Source organism: Streptococcus sp. Z556 (genome assembly GCF_053010225.1).
The window spans coordinates 19808-36683 of the sequence record NZ_JBRKNU010000004.1 but is presented as its reverse complement, the minus strand read 5'-3'; the positions used below and the strand labels follow the sequence as shown (position 1 = coordinate 36683).

Genomic DNA, 16876 nt, shown 5'->3' with positions numbered 1-16876 from the left:
TTCTCTACTTTATGGTATAATGGAAAGAGTGATGGAAAAGAGGTAGAGAGATGGATGCAAAATTAAAATATAAGGCAAAGAAGATTAAAATCGTCTTTTTTGATATTGATGATACCTTGCGTACGTCAAAGACGGGCTTTATTCCGGCGACAATTCCCACTGTTTTTAAGCAGTTGCGAGAGAAAGGGATTTTAACAGGTATTGCCTCTGGGCGCGGTATTTTCGGTGTTGTTCCAGAGATTAGAGACCTCAAGCCAGACTTTTTTGTGACCCTGAATGGGGCCTATATAGAAGATAAAAAAGATCAAATCATTTATCAGCATCAGATTGTTAAAGAAGATGTGGAAGAATACATCGCTTGGACAAAACAAGAGGGGATTGAATACGGCTTGGTTGGCAGTCATGACGCCAAACTCTCCACTCGAACAGAACTGATCAGTGAGGCAATTGATCCGATTTATCCAAACTTGGATGTGGATCCAGATTTTCATGAAAAAGTAGAGATTTATCAGATGTGGACCTTTGAGGATAAAGGAGATGACCTGCACTTGCCAGATAGTCTCTCTGGTAAACTTCGCATGGTGCGTTGGCATGAACATTCATCTGATATCGTGCCTATTTCAGGTTCAAAAGCCACAGGTGTAGCCAAGGTGGTAGAGCATTTAGGCTTGAAACCAGAGAATGTCATGGTCTTTGGAGACGGTCTGAATGACTTGGAACTCTTTGATTATGCAGGAATTAGCATTGCCATGGGAATTTCCCATGAAAAAATCAAAGAAAAAGCAGATTATATTACAAAAACAGTAGAAGAAGATGGCATTTTTGATGCCTTAGAAGGATTTGGTATGGTAGAAAAAGAATTGCATTTCCCACAAGTAGACATTGAAACAGTAGAAGGTCCTCTCGCGACCATTAAGACAAATCACGGAGACTTGCGTATCAAGCTCTTCCCTGAACAGGCTCCCAAAACAGTAGCCAACTTTGTTGCGCTTTCAAAAGACGGTTACTATGATGGTGTGATTTTCCACCGTATTATCAAGGACTTTATGATTCAAGGTGGAGACCCAACTGGTACTGGTATGGGCGGAGAGTCGATTTATGGCCAAGCTTTTGAAGATGAATTTTCTGAAGAACTTTATAATATTCGTGGCGCTCTTTCTATGGCCAATGCGGGTCCAAATACCAATGGTAGCCAGTTCTTTATCGTGCAAAACCAACACTTGCCGTACTCTAAGAAAGAGATTGCGCGTGGTGGCTGGCCTGAACCAATCGCTGAGATCTATGCAGAACAAGGTGGAACTCCTCACCTTGACCGCCGCCATACTGTTTTTGGGCAGTTGGTAGATGCAGAATCGTTTGTGGTCTTGGATGCCATTGCAGCTGTTGAGACTGGTGCAATGGACAAACCAGTTGAAGATGTAGTAATTGAAACGATTGAAATTGAGGACTAGAATGAAAATTGGTGATAAGCTAACTGGGCGTATTACAGGAATTCAGCCCTATGGTGCCTTTGTCGAGTTAGAGACAGGGGTGACAGGGCTGATTCACATCTCGGAGATTCGGACGGGATTTATTGAAAATATCTATGACATTTTAAAAATTGGCGATGAAGTCCAAGTTCAGGTGGTGGATTTTGACGAATACACTGGGAAGGCTAGTCTTTCTATCCGTACTCTGGAAGAGGAAAAACATCAATTGCCAAGACGGAGACGTTTTTCAAATGATCGGATCAAGCACGGTTTTGCACCACTTGCCCGAATGATGCCTGTTTGGACGCGTGAGGCACTGGAGCATTTAAAGAAGAAGCCATAAATACGATTATCTAAATCATTTGTGCTATTAACATAATTTGATATAATGAAAGTATGAAAGAAGAACAATTATTAAAACCAGGAGAGCGAATCAACCAGCTCTTTTCGACAGATATCAAGATTATTCAAAATAGAGAGGTGTTTAGCTATTCGGTGGATAGTGTTCTTTTATCACGCTTTCCTCGCTTCCCTAAACGGGGGTTAATTGTGGACTTTTGTGCTGGAAATGGTGCAGTTGGACTTTTTGCAAGTAGTCGTACCAAGGCAAAAATTCTCTCTGTAGAAATTCAGGAGCGTTTGGCGGATATGGCAGAGCGTTCGGTTCAGTTGAATGGCTTGGAAGAGCAGATGCAGGTCATCTGTGATGATTTGAAAAATATGCCTGCCCACATTCAGGGAAGTAAGGTGGATATGATTTTGTGCAATCCGCCTTATTTTAAGGTGGATCCGCATTCTAATCTGAACGAGAGTGAGCACTACCTTCTGGCCAGACACGAAATTACGACTAACCTAGAAGAAATCTGCCGAAGTGCTCAGAGTATTCTCAAGTCTAATGGCCGTTTGGCCATGGTCCATCGTCCTGATCGGCTCTTGGATATCTTGGACATGCTTCAACGCCACAATTTGGCACCTAAGCGCCTGCAATTTGTCTATCCTAAACGAGAGAAGGAGGCTAATATGCTCTTAATCGAAGCTATCAAGGATGGCTCGACGAGTGGCTTTAAGGTCTTGCCACCTCTCATCGTTCACAATGATGATGGTTCCTATACACCAGAAATTCAAGAGATTTACTATGGATCATAAAGCCTTTATGTATGTGGTGGAGTGTCGCGACGGTTCTTACTATACGGGCTATACAACGGATGTGAAGAGGCGTCTTGCCGTTCATAATAGTGGTAAGGGAGCCAAGTATACCCGAGCTCGCTTGCCAGTCAAACTCATCTATGTAGAGGGGTTTGCTAGTAAGGAAGAAGCCATGTCTGCCGAAGCTCTCCTCAAAAGAAAGAAACGTCCACAGAAAGAACGATTTTTATCCGAAAATCAAGAGAAAAATCTAGTCAACCATATTGATATCTAACGAGGAGTCTTTTGACTCCTCTTACTTTTGTCAAAAGAGGAAAAAAGTGCTACAATAAGATGAATAAATTTAAAGAGGTATTATCATGTCTAAGATTCTAGTATTTGGTCACCAAAATCCAGACTCAGATGCCATCGGGTCATCTGTAGCCTTTGACTATCTTGCAAAAGAGGCTTATGGATTGGACACAGAAGCAGTAGCACTTGGAACTCCTAATGAAGAAACAGCCTTCGTTTTGAACTATTTTGGTCTAGAAGCACCACGCGTCATCACATCTGCTAAAGCAGAAGGTGCAGAGCAAGTCATCTTGACTGACCACAATGAATTCCAACAATCAGTGTCAGATATCGCTGAAGTAGAAGTATACGGAGTAGTGGATCACCACCGTGTGGCTAACTTTGAAACTGCAAGTCCGCTTTACATGCGTTTGGAACCAGTTGGATCAGCTTCATCTATCGTTTACCGCATGTTCAAAGAACATGGTGTAGCAGTTCCTAAAGAAATCGCAGGTTTGATGCTTTCAGGTTTGATTTCAGATACCCTTCTTTTGAAATCTCCAACAACTCACCCATCTGATAAAGTCATTGCTCCTGAATTGGCTGAATTGGCTGGTGTCAACTTGGAAGAGTACGGTCTTGCTATGCTGAAAGCTGGTACAAACTTGGCTAGCAAATCTGCTGAAGAATTGATTGACATCGATGCTAAGACTTTTGAACTCAACGGAAATAAGGTTCGTGTTGCCCAAGTCAATACAGTTGATATTGCTGAAGTCTTGGAACGTCAAGCAGAAATCGAAGCAGCAATGCAAGTGGCTAATGCAGCAAACGGCTACTCTGACTTTGTTTTGATGATTACAGATATCGTCAACTCAAACTCTGAAATTTTGGCTCTTGGATCAAACATGGACAAGGTAGAAGCAGCTTTCAACTTCAAACTTGAAAACAACCACGCATTCCTTCCAGGTGCTGTTTCACGTAAGAAACAAGTGGTGCCTCAGTTGACTGAAAGCTTTAATGGGTAATTTTTAAGGAATATTTGGAACTGTTAATTTGACTATTTATAGAAGGTGATAGCATGATGCGATTGATTGAAGGACTGCGCTTTTTGGTTGAGGTTGTGGCAATCCTTGGTCTTTTCTCCGTATCTGTGATACAAATTTCTTGGCTGGAAAAATTCCTATTTTTTCTTCTAGCAGTTCTATTAATCTTATTTTGGGCGCGATATATGGCACCAAAATCTCCACATGCTTTTAAAAAATGGCATCGCCTCGTTGCTGAAACATCGATTTTTATTTTAGTTAGTGGTAGTTTTTGGCATTTGTATGGATTGCAAATAGGAATCCTATACTTAGCTCTGTCTTTTGGAAGTTTGGGTCTGCTTTATTATTTTCAGCTAGAGTGATTCTTATAATATAGTTAATGAATTATTTAAATGGTAATTATTTGACTGGAGATTGACACGAGAAAACGGTGTTTTCCATATAGCTAAAGGGGTTTCGGCTCCTTTTTTTCTAGGAGAGAAAGATGTTAGAAAATGGCGATTTGATTTTTGTGAAGGACCTTTCAGATATGGGTCAGGCTATCCAGGATTCTACTGGGAACTATAGTCATGTAGCCATCTTTTTGGACGGTTTCATTTACCATGCTAGTGGACAAGCTGGTGTCATTTGTCAAGAACCGGCTGAATTTTTTGAACCAACTCATCTCTACGATCTTTATGTCTATCCAGAGCTGGAAGCTGACTTGGTAAAGGAGAGAGCTAGCAAACATTTGGGTGCACCCTATAATGCCTCTTTTTATCCGGATGGGAATGGCTTTTATTGCTCCCAGTATATCGCTGAAATCCTACCGATTTTTGAAACTATTCCCATGAAATTTGGTGATGGGGAGCAGGAGATTAGTGATTTTTGGAGGGAATATTACAGGAAACTCAAATTTCCTGTGCCTCTGAATCAGCCAGGGACCAATCCTAGTCAACTAGCAGCATCCCCTCTTTTAGAATGTAAAGAAAGGAATCTTCATGATTCAGATTTTTAACCCATCTCGTTTGACTCGACAGCCATTTTTTATAGATTTGGTGGACTATCTGGACCAGCATGATGATGTGATCCTCCGAGAAATTAAGGCTCAGTTTCCAGATGTAGCAGTTGATAAGCTCATGGAAGAGTTTATCAAGGCAGGCTTGATCCTAAGGGAAAACAAACGTTATTCCCTTAATCTCCCTTTTCTAGAATCGATAGGTAATCTATCCCTTGACCAAGAGATTTTTATCAGAGAGGACAGCCCAGTCTATCAAGCCTTGCTGGAGAAGACTTTTGAGACAGAATTGCGCAATCAAACCAATGCTGCCATTTTAGTCGAACGTACGGACTTTGCAAGAGAAAAGATGACTTTATCCAACTATTTCTACAAGGTCAAGAATCAATATCCTTTGACAGAAAAACAGCAAGAACTCTATGCCATTTTAGGAGATGTCAATCCTGAGTATGCTCTCAAGTATATGACGACGTTTTTGCTCAAGTTCCTCAAAAAGGACCAGCTTATGCAGAAACGGCGTGATATCTTCGTTGAGAGTCTAGTCGTCTTGGGCTATATTGTTCAAAATGAAGAAGGGAAGTATGAGTTGGCTGTTGATTTTGACAAGGAACGGTTGACTTTCTATTTACCTTAATTGCTTCATTTTGAGCAGATTGTTTGACTTTACTAAAGAATAAGCATAAACTGAATGTAAGCGATAACGTTTATCGTATTAAAAGCAAAGGAGACAGAGCTATGTCACTTGAAAATAAATTGGAACAAGCAACTGGTGCTATCAAAGAAGGATTTGGGAAAGTTACTGGTGATAGCAAAACTGAAGCAGAAGGTGCTGTAGAAAAAACAGTTGCCAAAGCAAAAGAAGTTGTAGAAGATGCTAAAGGTGCTGTAGAAGGTGCCGTTGAAGGTCTTAAAAATTCATTTAAAAAAGAAGACTAAAAAAATCAAGGGAATGTTTCCCTTGATTTTTTTTATAGATAACGTTCTGCGATAGCTGCGTCTCCAGGATAGTCTTCTTTCTTTCCTTGGACGATTTGGTAACAATCAGCTCCCTTGCCTGCAATAATCACAGCATCGAGTTCTTGATTTGTGATGGCCATCGCTGCCTTGATGGCTTCTTCACGATCGGCAATCTTTTCAACAGGATGACTGATATAGCTACTGATTTCTTCAGCAATGACCATTGGATCCTCATAGTTGGGGTCATCAGCGGTGAGAAAGACATGAATCTCAGGGTGTTGATTGAGGAGGAGTCCAAAGTCTTTGCGACGACTTTCACCCTTGTTTCCAGTCGAACCGAGAACCAGAGCAATCTTTCCAGTTTGATGAGTTTCAACAACAGAAATCAGTTTTTTCAGACTGTCACCATTGTGGGCGTAGTCGATGAAGACCTTGGCTCCATTTTTCTGAGTGAGAACTTCCATACGTCCAGGGACGCGGGTTGCAGCGATCCCTTTTTTGATATCTTCAAGACTGGCACCTAGACGAAGACAGGCAAGTCCTGCAGCAACGGCATTTTCTTGGTTAAAGTGGCCGATGAGTTGGATATCATAATCACCAGCGAGTTTACCTGTAGCGGAAAAGCTAAAGGCTTTGGAGTTCTCGATTTGGTTACTTGACTGGCTACCATAGAAGTCATGTTCTTGATCTTCTACTTGTTCTTTCAATACAGAAAAGTGGTCCATGTCGCTATTAATGACAACTGCTCGGCTATTTTTCATCAAGAGACGTTTGTGGTAGAAGTAATCTTCAAAGCTTGGATGCTCAATCGGACCGATATGGTCAGGAGTGATGTTAAGAAAGACACCTACATCAAAGGTCAGACCATAGACTCGATGAACAAGATAGGCTTGGCTAGAGACTTCCATTACAAGATGGGTTCTTCCATTTTTAACAGCCTGAGCCATCATGTCGAAAAGATCGATATTTTCAGGCGTTGAGAAGGAAGATTTAAAGAAGGTCTCGCCATCCAAAGTTGTGTTCATAGTTGACAAGAGAGCTGTTGGGTAGCGTTGAGATAGGATGTGGTAAGCAAAGTAAGCTGCTGTTGTCTTTCCTTTGGTCCCTGTGAAAGCGAGAATTTTGAGTTTCTCTTGTGGATTGCCATAAAATTCCATTGCGATCAAACTCATGGCTTTCTTGATATCGTTCACAACGATGACGGGGATACCGACTTCGTAGTCCTTTTCTGCGACATACCAAGTTAAGCCCTGACTTATAGCAGAAAGGAGGTATTCTTTTTTAAAAGCAGCGCCTTTTGCAAAAAAAAGAGTGCCTTCTTTTACTTTTCGGCTGTCATAACTGATGCTATCAAAAACAACTTCACTGTAGTTGTAGTGGTAATGTCCTTGGTCAATAATCTCGCGAAAAAGGCTATCTTTCTTTAAAATATCTAATACGGTTTCAATCTTAATCATACTTTCTATTATAAACTTCAAGCCCGAATTTTACAAGTAACAAGGAAAAGTTTATAATGGAAGATAAGGAACTTTTCCTAGTTATCAAAATTGAATGAGGAAGCTATGTCTAACGAAAACAATCACCAGCAAGCCCAGATGTTGCGAGGGACTGCTTGGCTAACAGCTAGTAACTTTATTAGTCGCCTCCTTGGTGCTATCTACATTATTCCCTGGTATATCTGGATGGGGACCTATGCTGCTAAGGCAAATGGACTCTTTACCATGGGCTACAATATTTACGCCTGGTTCTTGCTGATTTCAACAGCAGGTATACCTGTTGCGGTTGCCAAACAAGTAGCTAAGTACAATACCATGCGAGAAGAAGAGCATAGCTTTGCCTTGATTCGGAGTTTCCTAAGCTTTATGACGGGCTTGGGCTTAGTCTTTGCTTTGGTCTTGTATCTCTTTTCTCCCTGGTTAGCAGATTTGTCAGGTGTGGGGAAAGACCTGATTCCCATCATGCAGAGCTTAGCTTGGGCAGTCTTGATTTTCCCATCTATGAGTGTCATCCGAGGATTCTTCCAAGGGATGAATAACCTGAAACCCTATGCTATGAGTCAAATCGCCGAGCAGGTGATTCGTGTCATCTGGATGTTGATGGCAACCTTCTTCATTATGAAGATGGGTTCTGGTGACTACCTATCAGCCGTTACCCAATCGACCTTTGCGGCCTTTGTGGGGATGGTAGCAAGTTTTGCAGTTTTGATCTACTTCCTTGTCCAAGAAGGTTTGCTCAAAAGAGTCTTTGAAACACGGGATAAAATCAATAGTAAGCGACTCTTAGTCGATACCATCAAGGAAGCCATTCCCTTTATCCTGACAGGATCAGCCATCCAGCTCTTCCAGATTTTAGACCAGATGACCTTTATCAATAGTATGAAGTGGTTTACCAACTACAGCAATGAAGACTTGGTTGTCATGTTTTCTTATTTCTCTGCCAATCCTAATAAAATTACCATGATTTTAATCTCTGTAGGGGTTTCCATTGGTAGTGTCGGCTTGCCGCTTTTGACGGAAAACTATGTAAAAGGTGACTTGCCAGCGGCGGCTCGCCTAGTCCAAGATAGCCTTACCATGCTCTTCTTATTTCTACTACCTGCAACGGTTGGAGTGGTCATGGTAGGGGAGCCTCTTTATACAGTCTTTTACGGTAAGCCAGATAGTCTGGCCATGGGCTTGTTTGTCTTTGCAGTTTTGCAGTCTACTATCCTAGGCTTGTATATGGTCTTGTCTCCTATGCTTCAGGCCATGTTCCGAAACCGCAAGGCAGTTCTTTACTTCATCTATGGTTCCATTGCCAAGATCGTCTTGCAATTGCCAACCATTGCTATTTTCCACAGCTACGGTCCCTTGATTTCAACGACTATCGGCTTGATTATTCCGAATGTCTTGATGTACCGTGACATCTGCCAGGTAACGGGTGCTCGTCGAAAGATAATCTTGAAACGGACTATTTTGATTACCATCTTGACCCTCGTCATGTTTATCCTAGTTGGTTTCTTGCAGTGGCTACTCGGTTTTGTCTTCCAACCAAGTGGACGTTTTTGGAGTTTCCTTTATGTGGCTCTCATCGGAGGGCTTGGAGGAGGTCTTTATGGTTTGATGAGCCTACGGACACGACTCTTGGACAAGATAATCGGCAAAGCTCAAGCAGACCGACTACGGACACGATTGAAAATATCGTAAATGATTTATAAATAAAAGTTATAATTACAACCTTTCTATTAAAGAAAGGTTGTTTTATTGTTCAAAATATAAAAAAAGTAGAACTTTTTCTAAATTTAGTAGCAAAAAAATATGTTTTTTGACTTTTTCTTCAAAAAAAGCTTGACTAAATAAAACCAAAACTGTATAATAAGACAAAACTTTTAAACAGGAGGTTCTGGAAATGAAAAAGTCTAAGGCCAAGTATCTGACACTGGCAGGTGTCGTGTTAAGCGCAGGTATCCTACTAAGCGCATGTGGGAACTCAGCAAGTTCATCTAAAACATACAACTATGTTTACTCTAGTGATCCATCTAGTTTGAACTATCTGGCTGAAAACCGTGCAACAACCAATGATATTGTTACCAATTTGGTTGATGGTTTGATGGAAAATGACCAATATGGTAACTATGTTCCCTCATTGGCAGAGGATTGGACTGTTTCTCAGGACGGTTTGACCTATACTTACAAATTGCGTAAGGATGCAAAATGGTATACTTATGAGGGTGAAGAATACGCCCCTGTAACGGCCCAAGACTTTGTGACAGGTTTGAAATATGCTGCTGATAAAAAATCCGAAGCCTTGTACCTTGTTCAAGACTCTGTAGCAGGTTTGGATGACTATATCAACGGGAAAACAACTGACTTTTCAACTGTCGGTGTTAAGGCGATTGATGACCAAACAGTTCAGTACACTTTGACACGTCCAGAATCTTATTGGAATTCTAAAACAACTTCAACCATTCTCTTCCCTGTCAATGCAGATTTCTTAAAATCAAAAGGGGATGACTTTGGTAAGGTAGACCCTTCTAGTATTTTGTACAATGGACCTTTCTTGATGAAATCTTTTGTTTCAAAATCTGTTATCGAATTCAAGAAAAATCCCAACTACTGGGATGAAAAAAATGTCTTTGTGGATGATGTGAAATTGGCCTATTATGATGGTAGTGACCAAGATGCACTAGCACGTAACTTTGTAGAAGGAGTCTACAGCTACGCGCGTCTCTATCCAAATAGCTCAAGCTTTGAAGGCATTAAAGAGAAGAACAAGGATAACATCATCTATAGTATGCAAAACGCAACTTCTTATTACTTGAACTTCAACTTGGACAGAAAGTCTTATAACTTCACGTCTAAATCTTCAGATATCGAAAAGAAATCAACCCAAGAAGCAGTTCTGAATAAAAACTTCCGTCAAGCCTTCAACTATGCTTATAACCGTACAGCCTATGGAGCACAATCTCAAGGGGAAGAAGGAGCAACAAAGATTATTCGTAACTTGGTTGTACCTCCAACATTTGTAAGTATCAACGGAAAAGACTTTGGCGATGTTGTTTCAGAAAAGATGGTCAACTATGGCCAAGAATGGCAAGGAATCAATTTTGCAGATGCACAAGACCCATACTACAATCCTGATAAAGCTAAAGCTAAATTTGCAGAAGCTAAGAAAGAATTGGAAGCTAAGGGTGTGCAATTCCCAATCCACTTGGATGTAACAGTTGACCAATCAGCTAAAAAAGGTGTACTTGAAGCGAGCTCTTTGAAACAATCCATCGAATCTGTTCTAGGAGCTGAGAATGTGGTTATCGATATCCAACAATTATCAACAGATGACTACGATAATTCTGGCTACCTCGCTCAAACTGCAGCTCAAAAAGACTTTGATATCTATAATGGTGGTTGGAGTGCGGACTACTTGGATCCATCAAGTTATCTTGATATCTTAAATGTCAATAACGGTGGTATGTTGCAAAACATTGGTCTAGAACCAGGTGAGGTCAATGACAAGGCTAAGGCAGTTGGTCTGGATACTTACACTCAAATGCTAGAAGAAGCGAACAAGGAGCAAGATCCAGCAAAACGTTATGAAAAATATGCTGAAGTTCAAGCTTGGCTCGTTGATAGCGCCCTTGCTATTCCAAACGTTTCTCAAGGTGGAACACCGACCTTGAGAAAGACAGTTCCATTCTCATCGCCATTCTCACAAGCTGGAAATAAGGGTGTCGAATCATACAAGTACCTCAAGTTGCAAGATAAGACTGTAACGGCTGATGAGTATGAAAAAGCTAAAGAAAAATGGCTAAAAGAAAAAGAAGAATCAAATAAAAAAGCCCAAGAAGAACTGGCAAAACACGTTAAATAACCAGTCTATTCAACAGGAAAAACGATAGTTTCTCAAGGAACTATCGTTTTTATATAGTTTGAAACTATAACTAGCTCTTGAAAACAAGAAAATGAGTTAGTAAAAATAAGTGGTACAATAGTTACTATAGATTTGGAGGTATTGTATGAGCAAAGAACTACACATCAACACAATTTTGGCCCAGGCTGGGATCAAGTCAGATGAGGCTACAGGTGCCTTGGTAACACCGCTTCATTTTTCAACCACTTATCAGCATCCGGAGTTCGGTCAGTCTACGGGATTTGACTATACTCGTACCAAAAACCCAACTCGCAGTAAGGCGGAGGAAGTCTTGGCGGCAATCGAATCAGCAGACTATGCCCTAGCGACAAGCTCAGGTATGGCCGCGATTGTACTGGCTTTTAGTGTCTTTCCAGTAGGAAGTAAGGTCTTGGCTGTCCGTGATCTTTATGGTGGTTCTTTCCGTTGGTTCAACCAAGTCGAGCAGGAAGGGCGTTTTCATTTCACTTATGCCAATGCAGAAGAAGAGTTGATTGCTCAGCTGGAAAATGATGTGGATGTTCTCTATATCGAAACGCCAACCAATCCCTTGATGTTAGAATTTGATATTGCAAAACTTGCAAAACTAGCTCATGCCAAGGGTGCCAAGGTCGTGGTGGACAATACCTTCTACAGCCCAATTTACCAACGTCCGATTGAAGATGGTGCAGATATCGTTCTTCATTCGGCAACCAAGTATCTAGCAGGGCACAATGATGTTTTGGCTGGGGTGGTTGTGACTAATAGTTTAGAACTATATGAACAACTGTTCTACAATTTGAATACGACTGGTGCGGTCTTGTCACCATTTGATAGTTATCAGTTGATTCGTGGTCTTAAAACTCTACCTCTTCGTATGGAGCGTTCTACAGCCAATGCCCAAGAAGTCGTTGCCTTTTTGAAGGATTCACCTGCAGTTAAGGAAGTGCTCTATACTGGACGTGGAGGCATGATTTCCTTTAAAGTAGTGGATGAAAAGCGTATTCCTCATATTTTAAATAGCTTAAAGGTCTTCTCATTTGCAGAAAGTTTGGGTGGGGTAGAGAGTCTGATTACCTATCCGACAACTCAGACTCATGCGGATATTCCAGCAGAAGTGCGCCATTCCTATGGCTTAACAGATGACCTCCTGCGCTTGTCAATTGGGATTGAAGATGCTAGAGATTTGATTGCGGACTTGCGCCAAGCTTTGGAAGGATAAGATAGATATGGGAAAATATGATTTTACAAGCCTGCCCAATCGTTTTGGGCACCATACCTATAAATGGAAAGAAGCAGAAGCTGACCGAGAAGTTCTACCAGCCTGGATAGCAGATATGGACTTTGTGGTTTTACCTGAGGTTCGACAAGCCGTACAAGCCTACGCAGATCGGTTGGTCTATGGCTATACCTATGCTAGTGATGCTTTGATTGAGTCGGTTCAGAACTGGGAAGCCAGTCAACACGGCTATCACTTTGACAAGGATGCCCTCGTCTTTATCGAGGGAGTGGTACCGGCTATTTCAACAGCTATTCAAGCCTTTACAAAAGAAGGAGAGGCTGTTCTGATTAACACACCGGTCTATCCACCGTTTGCCCGCAGTGTCAAACTCAACAATCGCAGATTGATTACCAATTCTTTGGTGGAAAAGGACGGGTTGTTTGAGATTGACTTTGACCAGTTGGAGAAGCAATTGGTGGAAGAGGATGTGAAACTTTATATCCTCTGCAATCCTCATAATCCTGGTGGACGTGTTTGGGAAAAGGAAGTGTTAGAAAAGATTGGTCATCTCTGCCAAACACATGGTGTTTTGTTGGTTTCAGATGAGATTCATCAAGATGTGGCCCTCTTTGGTCACAAACACCAGTCATTCAATACCATTGATCCAGCTTTTAAAGACTTTGCCCTTATCTTGAGCAGTGCCACTAAGACATTTAATATTGCTGGGACCAAGAATTCCTATGCAGTTATTGAAAATCCCAAGCTTCGTGTTGCTTTTCAAAAACGCCAGTTGGCCAATAACCAGCATGAAATTTCAGGTTTGGGGTATTTGGCGACAGAAGCTGCCTACCGTTATGGTAAGGACTGGCTAGGAGAGTTAAAAGAAGTTATCGAAGACCACATTAACTATGTAGTGGATGTTTTTGGCAACAAAACCAAGATTCAGGTCATGAAACCCCAAGGGACCTACTTGATCTGGCTGGATTTTTCTGCCTATAACCTAACGGATGAGCACTTGCAAGAGCTTTTGAAGAATGAAGCCAAGGTCATCTTGAACCGAGGTTTGGACTTTGGGGAAGAAGGAAAGCTACATGCCCGTCTCAATGTTGCCATGCCTAAAACACTTTTGGAAGAAGTTTGCCAACGCATCGTGACCACTTTTGCTACTCTTTAAGAATCGAGCCTTCTAGGAGAAAAGTCTTCCTGGAAGGCTATTTTCATAGGGGATAATATGGTATAATGAAGAGATAAGATAAAGGGGTAACTATGGCTAAATTGATTCCAGGGAAGTTGCGCATGGAGGGAGTCACTCTCTATGAGACGGGCAAGATTGAGATTATCAAGGAAAAAGGGAATCGCCTCTATACACGTGTAGCTGGAGAAGACTTGCGCTACAGTTTAGAGGATGATCTTGTTTTTTGCGCTTGCGATTTTTTCCAAAAAAGAGGTTACTGTATTCACCTAGCAGCGCTCGAGCATTATCTGAAAAATGATGAAGAAGGCCAGCTGATTTTACAAACCTTAGAAAAAGGACATGAAGAGCAAGAAGAAGTTGAAACCAAGGTTAGTTTTGGTGGAAGTTTTTTGGAGCGTGTTCAACCTCAACAACGAGAAGAGACTTACACTTTGTCGGTTCTAGGCCAGGTGGAAGCTGGAACCAATCGCCTCCTTTGGACTCTTCGAATCGGTTTAGTTGAGAGTCAAAAATATTATGTCATCCGTGACATTCCTCTCTTTTTAAAGGTCTTGGCCCAAAGCAAATCTTACATGATCGGGAAACACTTTGAGAATAACTTGTCTTGGGAGGTTTTTGACGAATCGAGTCAAGAAGTTCTTACTTTTTTACGGGGGTTGATTGAGGAGGGGCTCAGTCAGGAACTCTTTTTCCCAAATCAAGGTCGTCACCTCTTTTTTCCTCTGACCTTTTTTGAGCAGGGTGTGGGATTATTGATGAACTTGGAAGATTTTCATTTTGACCACCAGCTTGATAGCTATGAGAATCTTCTCTTTCATGATTTAGATCCTGATGCAGGACTTTTCTCTTTTTCCGTGCAGGAGTTCCCAGATTATTTTGAGATGGAGATTTCTGAAAGTGAGCGAGTCAATGTATTCTATGGAGGGGCGATTCTCTTTCGTAAGGGAAACCTTTATCTCTTAAATCCGAAACAAATGAGTCTTTTAAAGGAAATCAATGAACTTCCTCAGGAGGAGAGAGGGAGAAAATGCCTCCAGTTTGACAACAGTGATCGTGATCGCCTAGCCGCCTGTTTGCCTTTGTTTGGACAGCTAGGAACAGTGTCTGCCCCCGAGCGTTTGCAAATCAGACCCTTTTCACCGATCTTTTACTTTGACAAGGAGAAGGATGGTCGTATCCGTTTGGATATCGAGTTTGATTATGGAGATATTCAGGTGACTAGTCATCAAGAGCTGGAAGAGTTACCTTTCGCTAGCGATGCTGCCTTAGAAAGCCAGATATTTCAAGTTAGTTTAGGGGCTGGTTTTGAGGCTGATTTTCAGTCTTGGAGACAGGCTTTAAAGCCTGAGGCAGTTTACTCTTTCTTTCACCATACGATTCCTACTTTTGAGAAGTTGGGTCAAGTTTTCTTGTCTGATGAGATAAATCAGCTCTACAGCGTCCAAGCTCCTCAGGTTCAGATTGAGTCCAAGGGAGGACTGTTGGAGATTCAGTTTGATTTCCAAGGGATTGCCCAAGAAGAGATTGATCAAGCTCTTAAAGCCCTGACCAGCAATCAGGATTTCTATATCAGTTCTTCTGACCAAGTGTACTTTTTTGATGAGGAAACCAAGCAGATTCGTCAAAATTTGCAGGAACTGGGGGTTGAGCTAAAAGATGGTTGTTTTCAGGCTCGAAAATCCTTAGCTTATAGTCTGTCCCAGCTTTTTGAAGGTCAAGACAGGATCTCCTTTTCGGAGGAATTTAAGCATTTAGCACATGATTTGACCCATCCTGAGGACTTTCCTTTAGGAGACGTACAGGTGCAGGCGAGTTTGAGAGACTATCAAGAAAAGGGAGTACGTTGGCTCCTGATGCTTCATCGCTATGGCTTTGGAGGTATCTTGGCAGACGATATGGGACTGGGAAAAACGCTGCAAACCATTGCTTTTTTGACTAGTCAGGTGACAAAAGATAGTCGTGTCTTGATTTTGGCGCCGTCAGGTTTGATCTACAACTGGGCAGATGAATTCAGGAAATTCGCACCACAATTGGATTTAGCTGTTATTCATGGTTTGAAAGCGAATCGAGAAGTGATTCTTTCTCAAAATCATCAAATCTATGTGACTAGCTATGCGAGTTTTCGTCAAGACAGTGATCTCTATCAAGAGATGTCTTTTGATTTTCTCTTTTTAGATGAGGCTCAGGTCATGAAAAATGCTCACACCAAGATTGCTCAGAGTTTGCGCCAGTTTGTGGTGCCAGCAGTCTTTGCCTTGTCAGGTACGCCCATAGAAAACCACCTAGGAGAGTTGTGGTCTATCTTTCAAATTGTGCTTCCGGGGCTCTTACCAAGTAAAAAGGAGTTTATGAAATTACCGGCTGACCGAGTCGTGCAGTTTATCAAGCCCTTTGTCATGAGGCGTAAGAAAGAAGAAGTTCTAACAGAACTGCCTGATTTGATTGAAGTCGTCTATAAAAACGAACTGGAAGACCAGCAGAAGGCCATCTATTTGGCCCAGTTGCAACAGATGCGAGAGCGTCTAGCGCAAGTGACAGATCAAGAATTCCAGAGAAGTCGCGTAGAAATCTTATCTGGTCTCATGCGTTTGCGCCAGATCTGCGATACGCCAGCTCTCTTTATGGACGATTACCAAGGTGCCAGCGGTAAACTCGATAGTCTCCGAGATTTATTGCTACAAGTGGCTGATGGTGGGCATCGTGTCTTGATTTTCTCACAATTCAAAGGAATGTTGGAAAAAATCGAGCAAGAACTTCCAGACTTGGGTTTGACTTCTTTCAAAATCACAGGCTCAACTCCTGCTCAAGACAGACAAGAGATGACCAAAGCCTTTAATCAGGGAGAAAGAGACGCCTTTCTCATCTCTCTGAAGGCAGGAGGTGTCGGTCTTAATCTAACGGGTGCTGATACCGTCATCCTAGTGGATCTCTGGTGGAATCCTGCGGTTGAAGCCCAAGCTATCGGACGTGCCCATCGTATGGGACAAGACCAGAAGGTAGAGGTTTATCGCTTGATTACAAAAGGAACCATTGAAGAAAAAATTCAGGAACTCCAAGAACAGAAAAAACATTTGGTTTCCCAAGTTTTAGATGGTACAGAGTCGCGTGCGAGCCTCAGTCTGGCAGAAATTCGAGAAATTTTAGGGATTTCTGAAGCCAACACTTGAAAAATCAAGACAATACGCTATAATGAAGAGTTGAAAGGAAATACAA

The 16876-nt window shown here is 41.7% G+C and carries 15 protein-coding genes; 14 read left to right on the top strand and 1 reads right to left on the bottom strand.

All coding sequences use genetic code 11. The annotated features are described in order from the left end of the window. Window positions 1-50: 50 nt before the first annotated feature. The 9 genes from ACVC7S_RS05690 (at window position 51) to ACVC7S_RS05650 (ending at window position 5861) form a co-directional block, all read left to right on the top strand. Complete coding sequence (locus tag ACVC7S_RS05690) at window positions 51-1451, top strand: bifunctional Cof-type HAD-IIB family hydrolase/peptidylprolyl isomerase (RefSeq protein ID WP_447266489.1); 1401 nt, start codon at window positions 51-53, stop codon at window positions 1449-1451. A 1-nt stretch (window position 1452) separates the two neighbouring features. Next, window positions 1453-1812: a S1 RNA-binding domain-containing protein gene (locus tag ACVC7S_RS05685; protein ID WP_000689618.1), complete on the top strand. Its 360-nt coding sequence runs from the start codon at window positions 1453-1455 to the stop codon at window positions 1810-1812. 53 nt (window positions 1813-1865) lie between these two features. Then, complete coding sequence (locus ACVC7S_RS05680) at window positions 1866-2615, top strand: tRNA1(Val) (adenine(37)-N6)-methyltransferase (protein ID WP_447266488.1); 750 nt, start codon at window positions 1866-1868, stop codon at window positions 2613-2615. Beyond that, window positions 2605-2889: a GIY-YIG nuclease family protein gene (locus tag ACVC7S_RS05675; protein ID WP_447266487.1), complete on the top strand. Its 285-nt coding sequence runs from the start codon at window positions 2605-2607 to the stop codon at window positions 2887-2889. The genes ACVC7S_RS05680 and ACVC7S_RS05675 overlap by 11 nt, the downstream gene beginning before the upstream one ends. A gap of 85 nt (window positions 2890-2974) precedes the next feature. Then, a complete protein-coding gene (locus ACVC7S_RS05670) occupies window positions 2975-3910 on the top strand; it encodes a manganese-dependent inorganic pyrophosphatase (protein WP_447266486.1) in 936 nt (311 codons plus the stop codon). Between the two features lie 53 nt (window positions 3911-3963). Continuing rightward, complete coding sequence (locus tag ACVC7S_RS05665; RefSeq protein ID WP_000985025.1) at window positions 3964-4290, top strand: DUF2568 domain-containing protein; 327 nt, start codon at window positions 3964-3966, stop codon at window positions 4288-4290. Between the two features lie 122 nt (window positions 4291-4412). Beyond that, window positions 4413-4925 (top strand): YiiX/YebB-like N1pC/P60 family cysteine hydrolase, encoded by a 513-nt coding sequence (locus ACVC7S_RS05660; RefSeq protein WP_000892233.1) that lies wholly within the window; start codon window positions 4413-4415, stop codon window positions 4923-4925. After that, entirely contained in the window at window positions 4909-5559 is a 651-nt protein-coding gene (locus ACVC7S_RS05655) for a DUF1803 domain-containing protein (RefSeq protein ID WP_447266485.1), read from the top strand. Before ACVC7S_RS05660 ends, ACVC7S_RS05655 begins: the two co-directional genes overlap by 17 nt. 101 nt (window positions 5560-5660) lie before the next feature. Beyond that, window positions 5661-5861, top strand: a complete 201-nt coding sequence (locus ACVC7S_RS05650) for a CsbD family protein (RefSeq protein ID WP_000051185.1) — start codon at window positions 5661-5663, stop codon at window positions 5859-5861. Window positions 5862-5893: 32 nt separating this feature from the next. On the opposite strand, the gene ACVC7S_RS05645 is transcribed toward ACVC7S_RS05650, so the two are convergent. Next, the gene (locus ACVC7S_RS05645; protein ID WP_447266484.1) at window positions 5894-7339 is read right to left on the bottom strand and encodes a UDP-N-acetylmuramoyl-L-alanyl-D-glutamate--L-lysine ligase; all 1446 of its coding nucleotides are present in this window, start codon (window positions 7337-7339) and stop codon (window positions 5894-5896) included. A 105-nt stretch (window positions 7340-7444) separates the two neighbouring features. Between ACVC7S_RS05645 and ACVC7S_RS05640 the strand changes: the two genes are divergently transcribed. The 5 genes from ACVC7S_RS05640 (at window position 7445) to ACVC7S_RS05620 (ending at window position 16830) form a co-directional block, all read left to right on the top strand. After that, window positions 7445-9067, top strand: coding sequence for a putative polysaccharide biosynthesis protein (locus tag ACVC7S_RS05640; RefSeq protein ID WP_084944191.1), 1623 nt, complete (start codon window positions 7445-7447; stop codon window positions 9065-9067). 202 nt (window positions 9068-9269) lie between these two features. Then, window positions 9270-11228 carry a peptide ABC transporter substrate-binding protein gene (locus ACVC7S_RS05635; protein ID WP_447266483.1) on the top strand — a complete coding sequence of 653 codons (1959 nt, stop codon included), beginning with the start codon at window positions 9270-9272 and terminating at the stop codon, window positions 11226-11228. Between the two features lie 145 nt (window positions 11229-11373). Beyond that, window positions 11374-12468 carry a cystathionine gamma-synthase gene (locus tag ACVC7S_RS05630; protein ID WP_447266482.1) on the top strand — a complete coding sequence of 365 codons (1095 nt, stop codon included), beginning with the start codon at window positions 11374-11376 and terminating at the stop codon, window positions 12466-12468. Between the two features lie 7 nt (window positions 12469-12475). Then, window positions 12476-13642, top strand: a complete 1167-nt coding sequence (locus ACVC7S_RS05625) for a MalY/PatB family protein (RefSeq protein WP_447266481.1) — start codon at window positions 12476-12478, stop codon at window positions 13640-13642. Window positions 13643-13734: 92 nt separating this feature from the next. Further along, window positions 13735-16830 (top strand): DEAD/DEAH box helicase, encoded by a 3096-nt coding sequence (locus tag ACVC7S_RS05620; RefSeq protein WP_447266480.1) that lies wholly within the window; start codon window positions 13735-13737, stop codon window positions 16828-16830. Window positions 16831-16876: the final 46 nt, after the last annotated feature.

What these genes read in the sequence shown, in the direction of transcription:
- ACVC7S_RS05690 (WP_447266489.1), top strand. Translation starts at nt 51, where the DNA reads ATGGATGCAAAATTAAAATATAAGGCAAAGAAGATTAAAATCGTCTTT.
- ACVC7S_RS05685 (WP_000689618.1), top strand. Translation starts at nt 1,453, where the DNA reads ATGAAAATTGGTGATAAGCTAACTGGGCGTATTACAGGAATTCAGCCC.
- ACVC7S_RS05680 (WP_447266488.1), top strand. Translation starts at nt 1,866, where the DNA reads ATGAAAGAAGAACAATTATTAAAACCAGGAGAGCGAATCAACCAGCTC.
- ACVC7S_RS05675 (WP_447266487.1), top strand. Translation starts at nt 2,605, where the DNA reads ATGGATCATAAAGCCTTTATGTATGTGGTGGAGTGTCGCGACGGTTCT.
- ACVC7S_RS05670 (WP_447266486.1), top strand. Translation starts at nt 2,975, where the DNA reads ATGTCTAAGATTCTAGTATTTGGTCACCAAAATCCAGACTCAGATGCC.
- ACVC7S_RS05665 (WP_000985025.1), top strand. Translation starts at nt 3,964, where the DNA reads ATGATGCGATTGATTGAAGGACTGCGCTTTTTGGTTGAGGTTGTGGCA.
- ACVC7S_RS05660 (WP_000892233.1), top strand. Translation starts at nt 4,413, where the DNA reads ATGTTAGAAAATGGCGATTTGATTTTTGTGAAGGACCTTTCAGATATG.
- ACVC7S_RS05655 (WP_447266485.1), top strand. Translation starts at nt 4,909, where the DNA reads ATGATTCAGATTTTTAACCCATCTCGTTTGACTCGACAGCCATTTTTT.
- ACVC7S_RS05650 (WP_000051185.1), top strand. Translation starts at nt 5,661, where the DNA reads ATGTCACTTGAAAATAAATTGGAACAAGCAACTGGTGCTATCAAAGAA.
- ACVC7S_RS05645 (WP_447266484.1), bottom strand. Translation starts at nt 7,339, where the DNA reads ATGATTAAGATTGAAACCGTATTAGATATTTTAAAGAAAGATAGCCTT.
- ACVC7S_RS05640 (WP_084944191.1), top strand. Translation starts at nt 7,445, where the DNA reads ATGTCTAACGAAAACAATCACCAGCAAGCCCAGATGTTGCGAGGGACT.
- ACVC7S_RS05635 (WP_447266483.1), top strand. Translation starts at nt 9,270, where the DNA reads ATGAAAAAGTCTAAGGCCAAGTATCTGACACTGGCAGGTGTCGTGTTA.
- ACVC7S_RS05630 (WP_447266482.1), top strand. Translation starts at nt 11,374, where the DNA reads ATGAGCAAAGAACTACACATCAACACAATTTTGGCCCAGGCTGGGATC.
- ACVC7S_RS05625 (WP_447266481.1), top strand. Translation starts at nt 12,476, where the DNA reads ATGGGAAAATATGATTTTACAAGCCTGCCCAATCGTTTTGGGCACCAT.
- ACVC7S_RS05620 (WP_447266480.1), top strand. Translation starts at nt 13,735, where the DNA reads ATGGCTAAATTGATTCCAGGGAAGTTGCGCATGGAGGGAGTCACTCTC.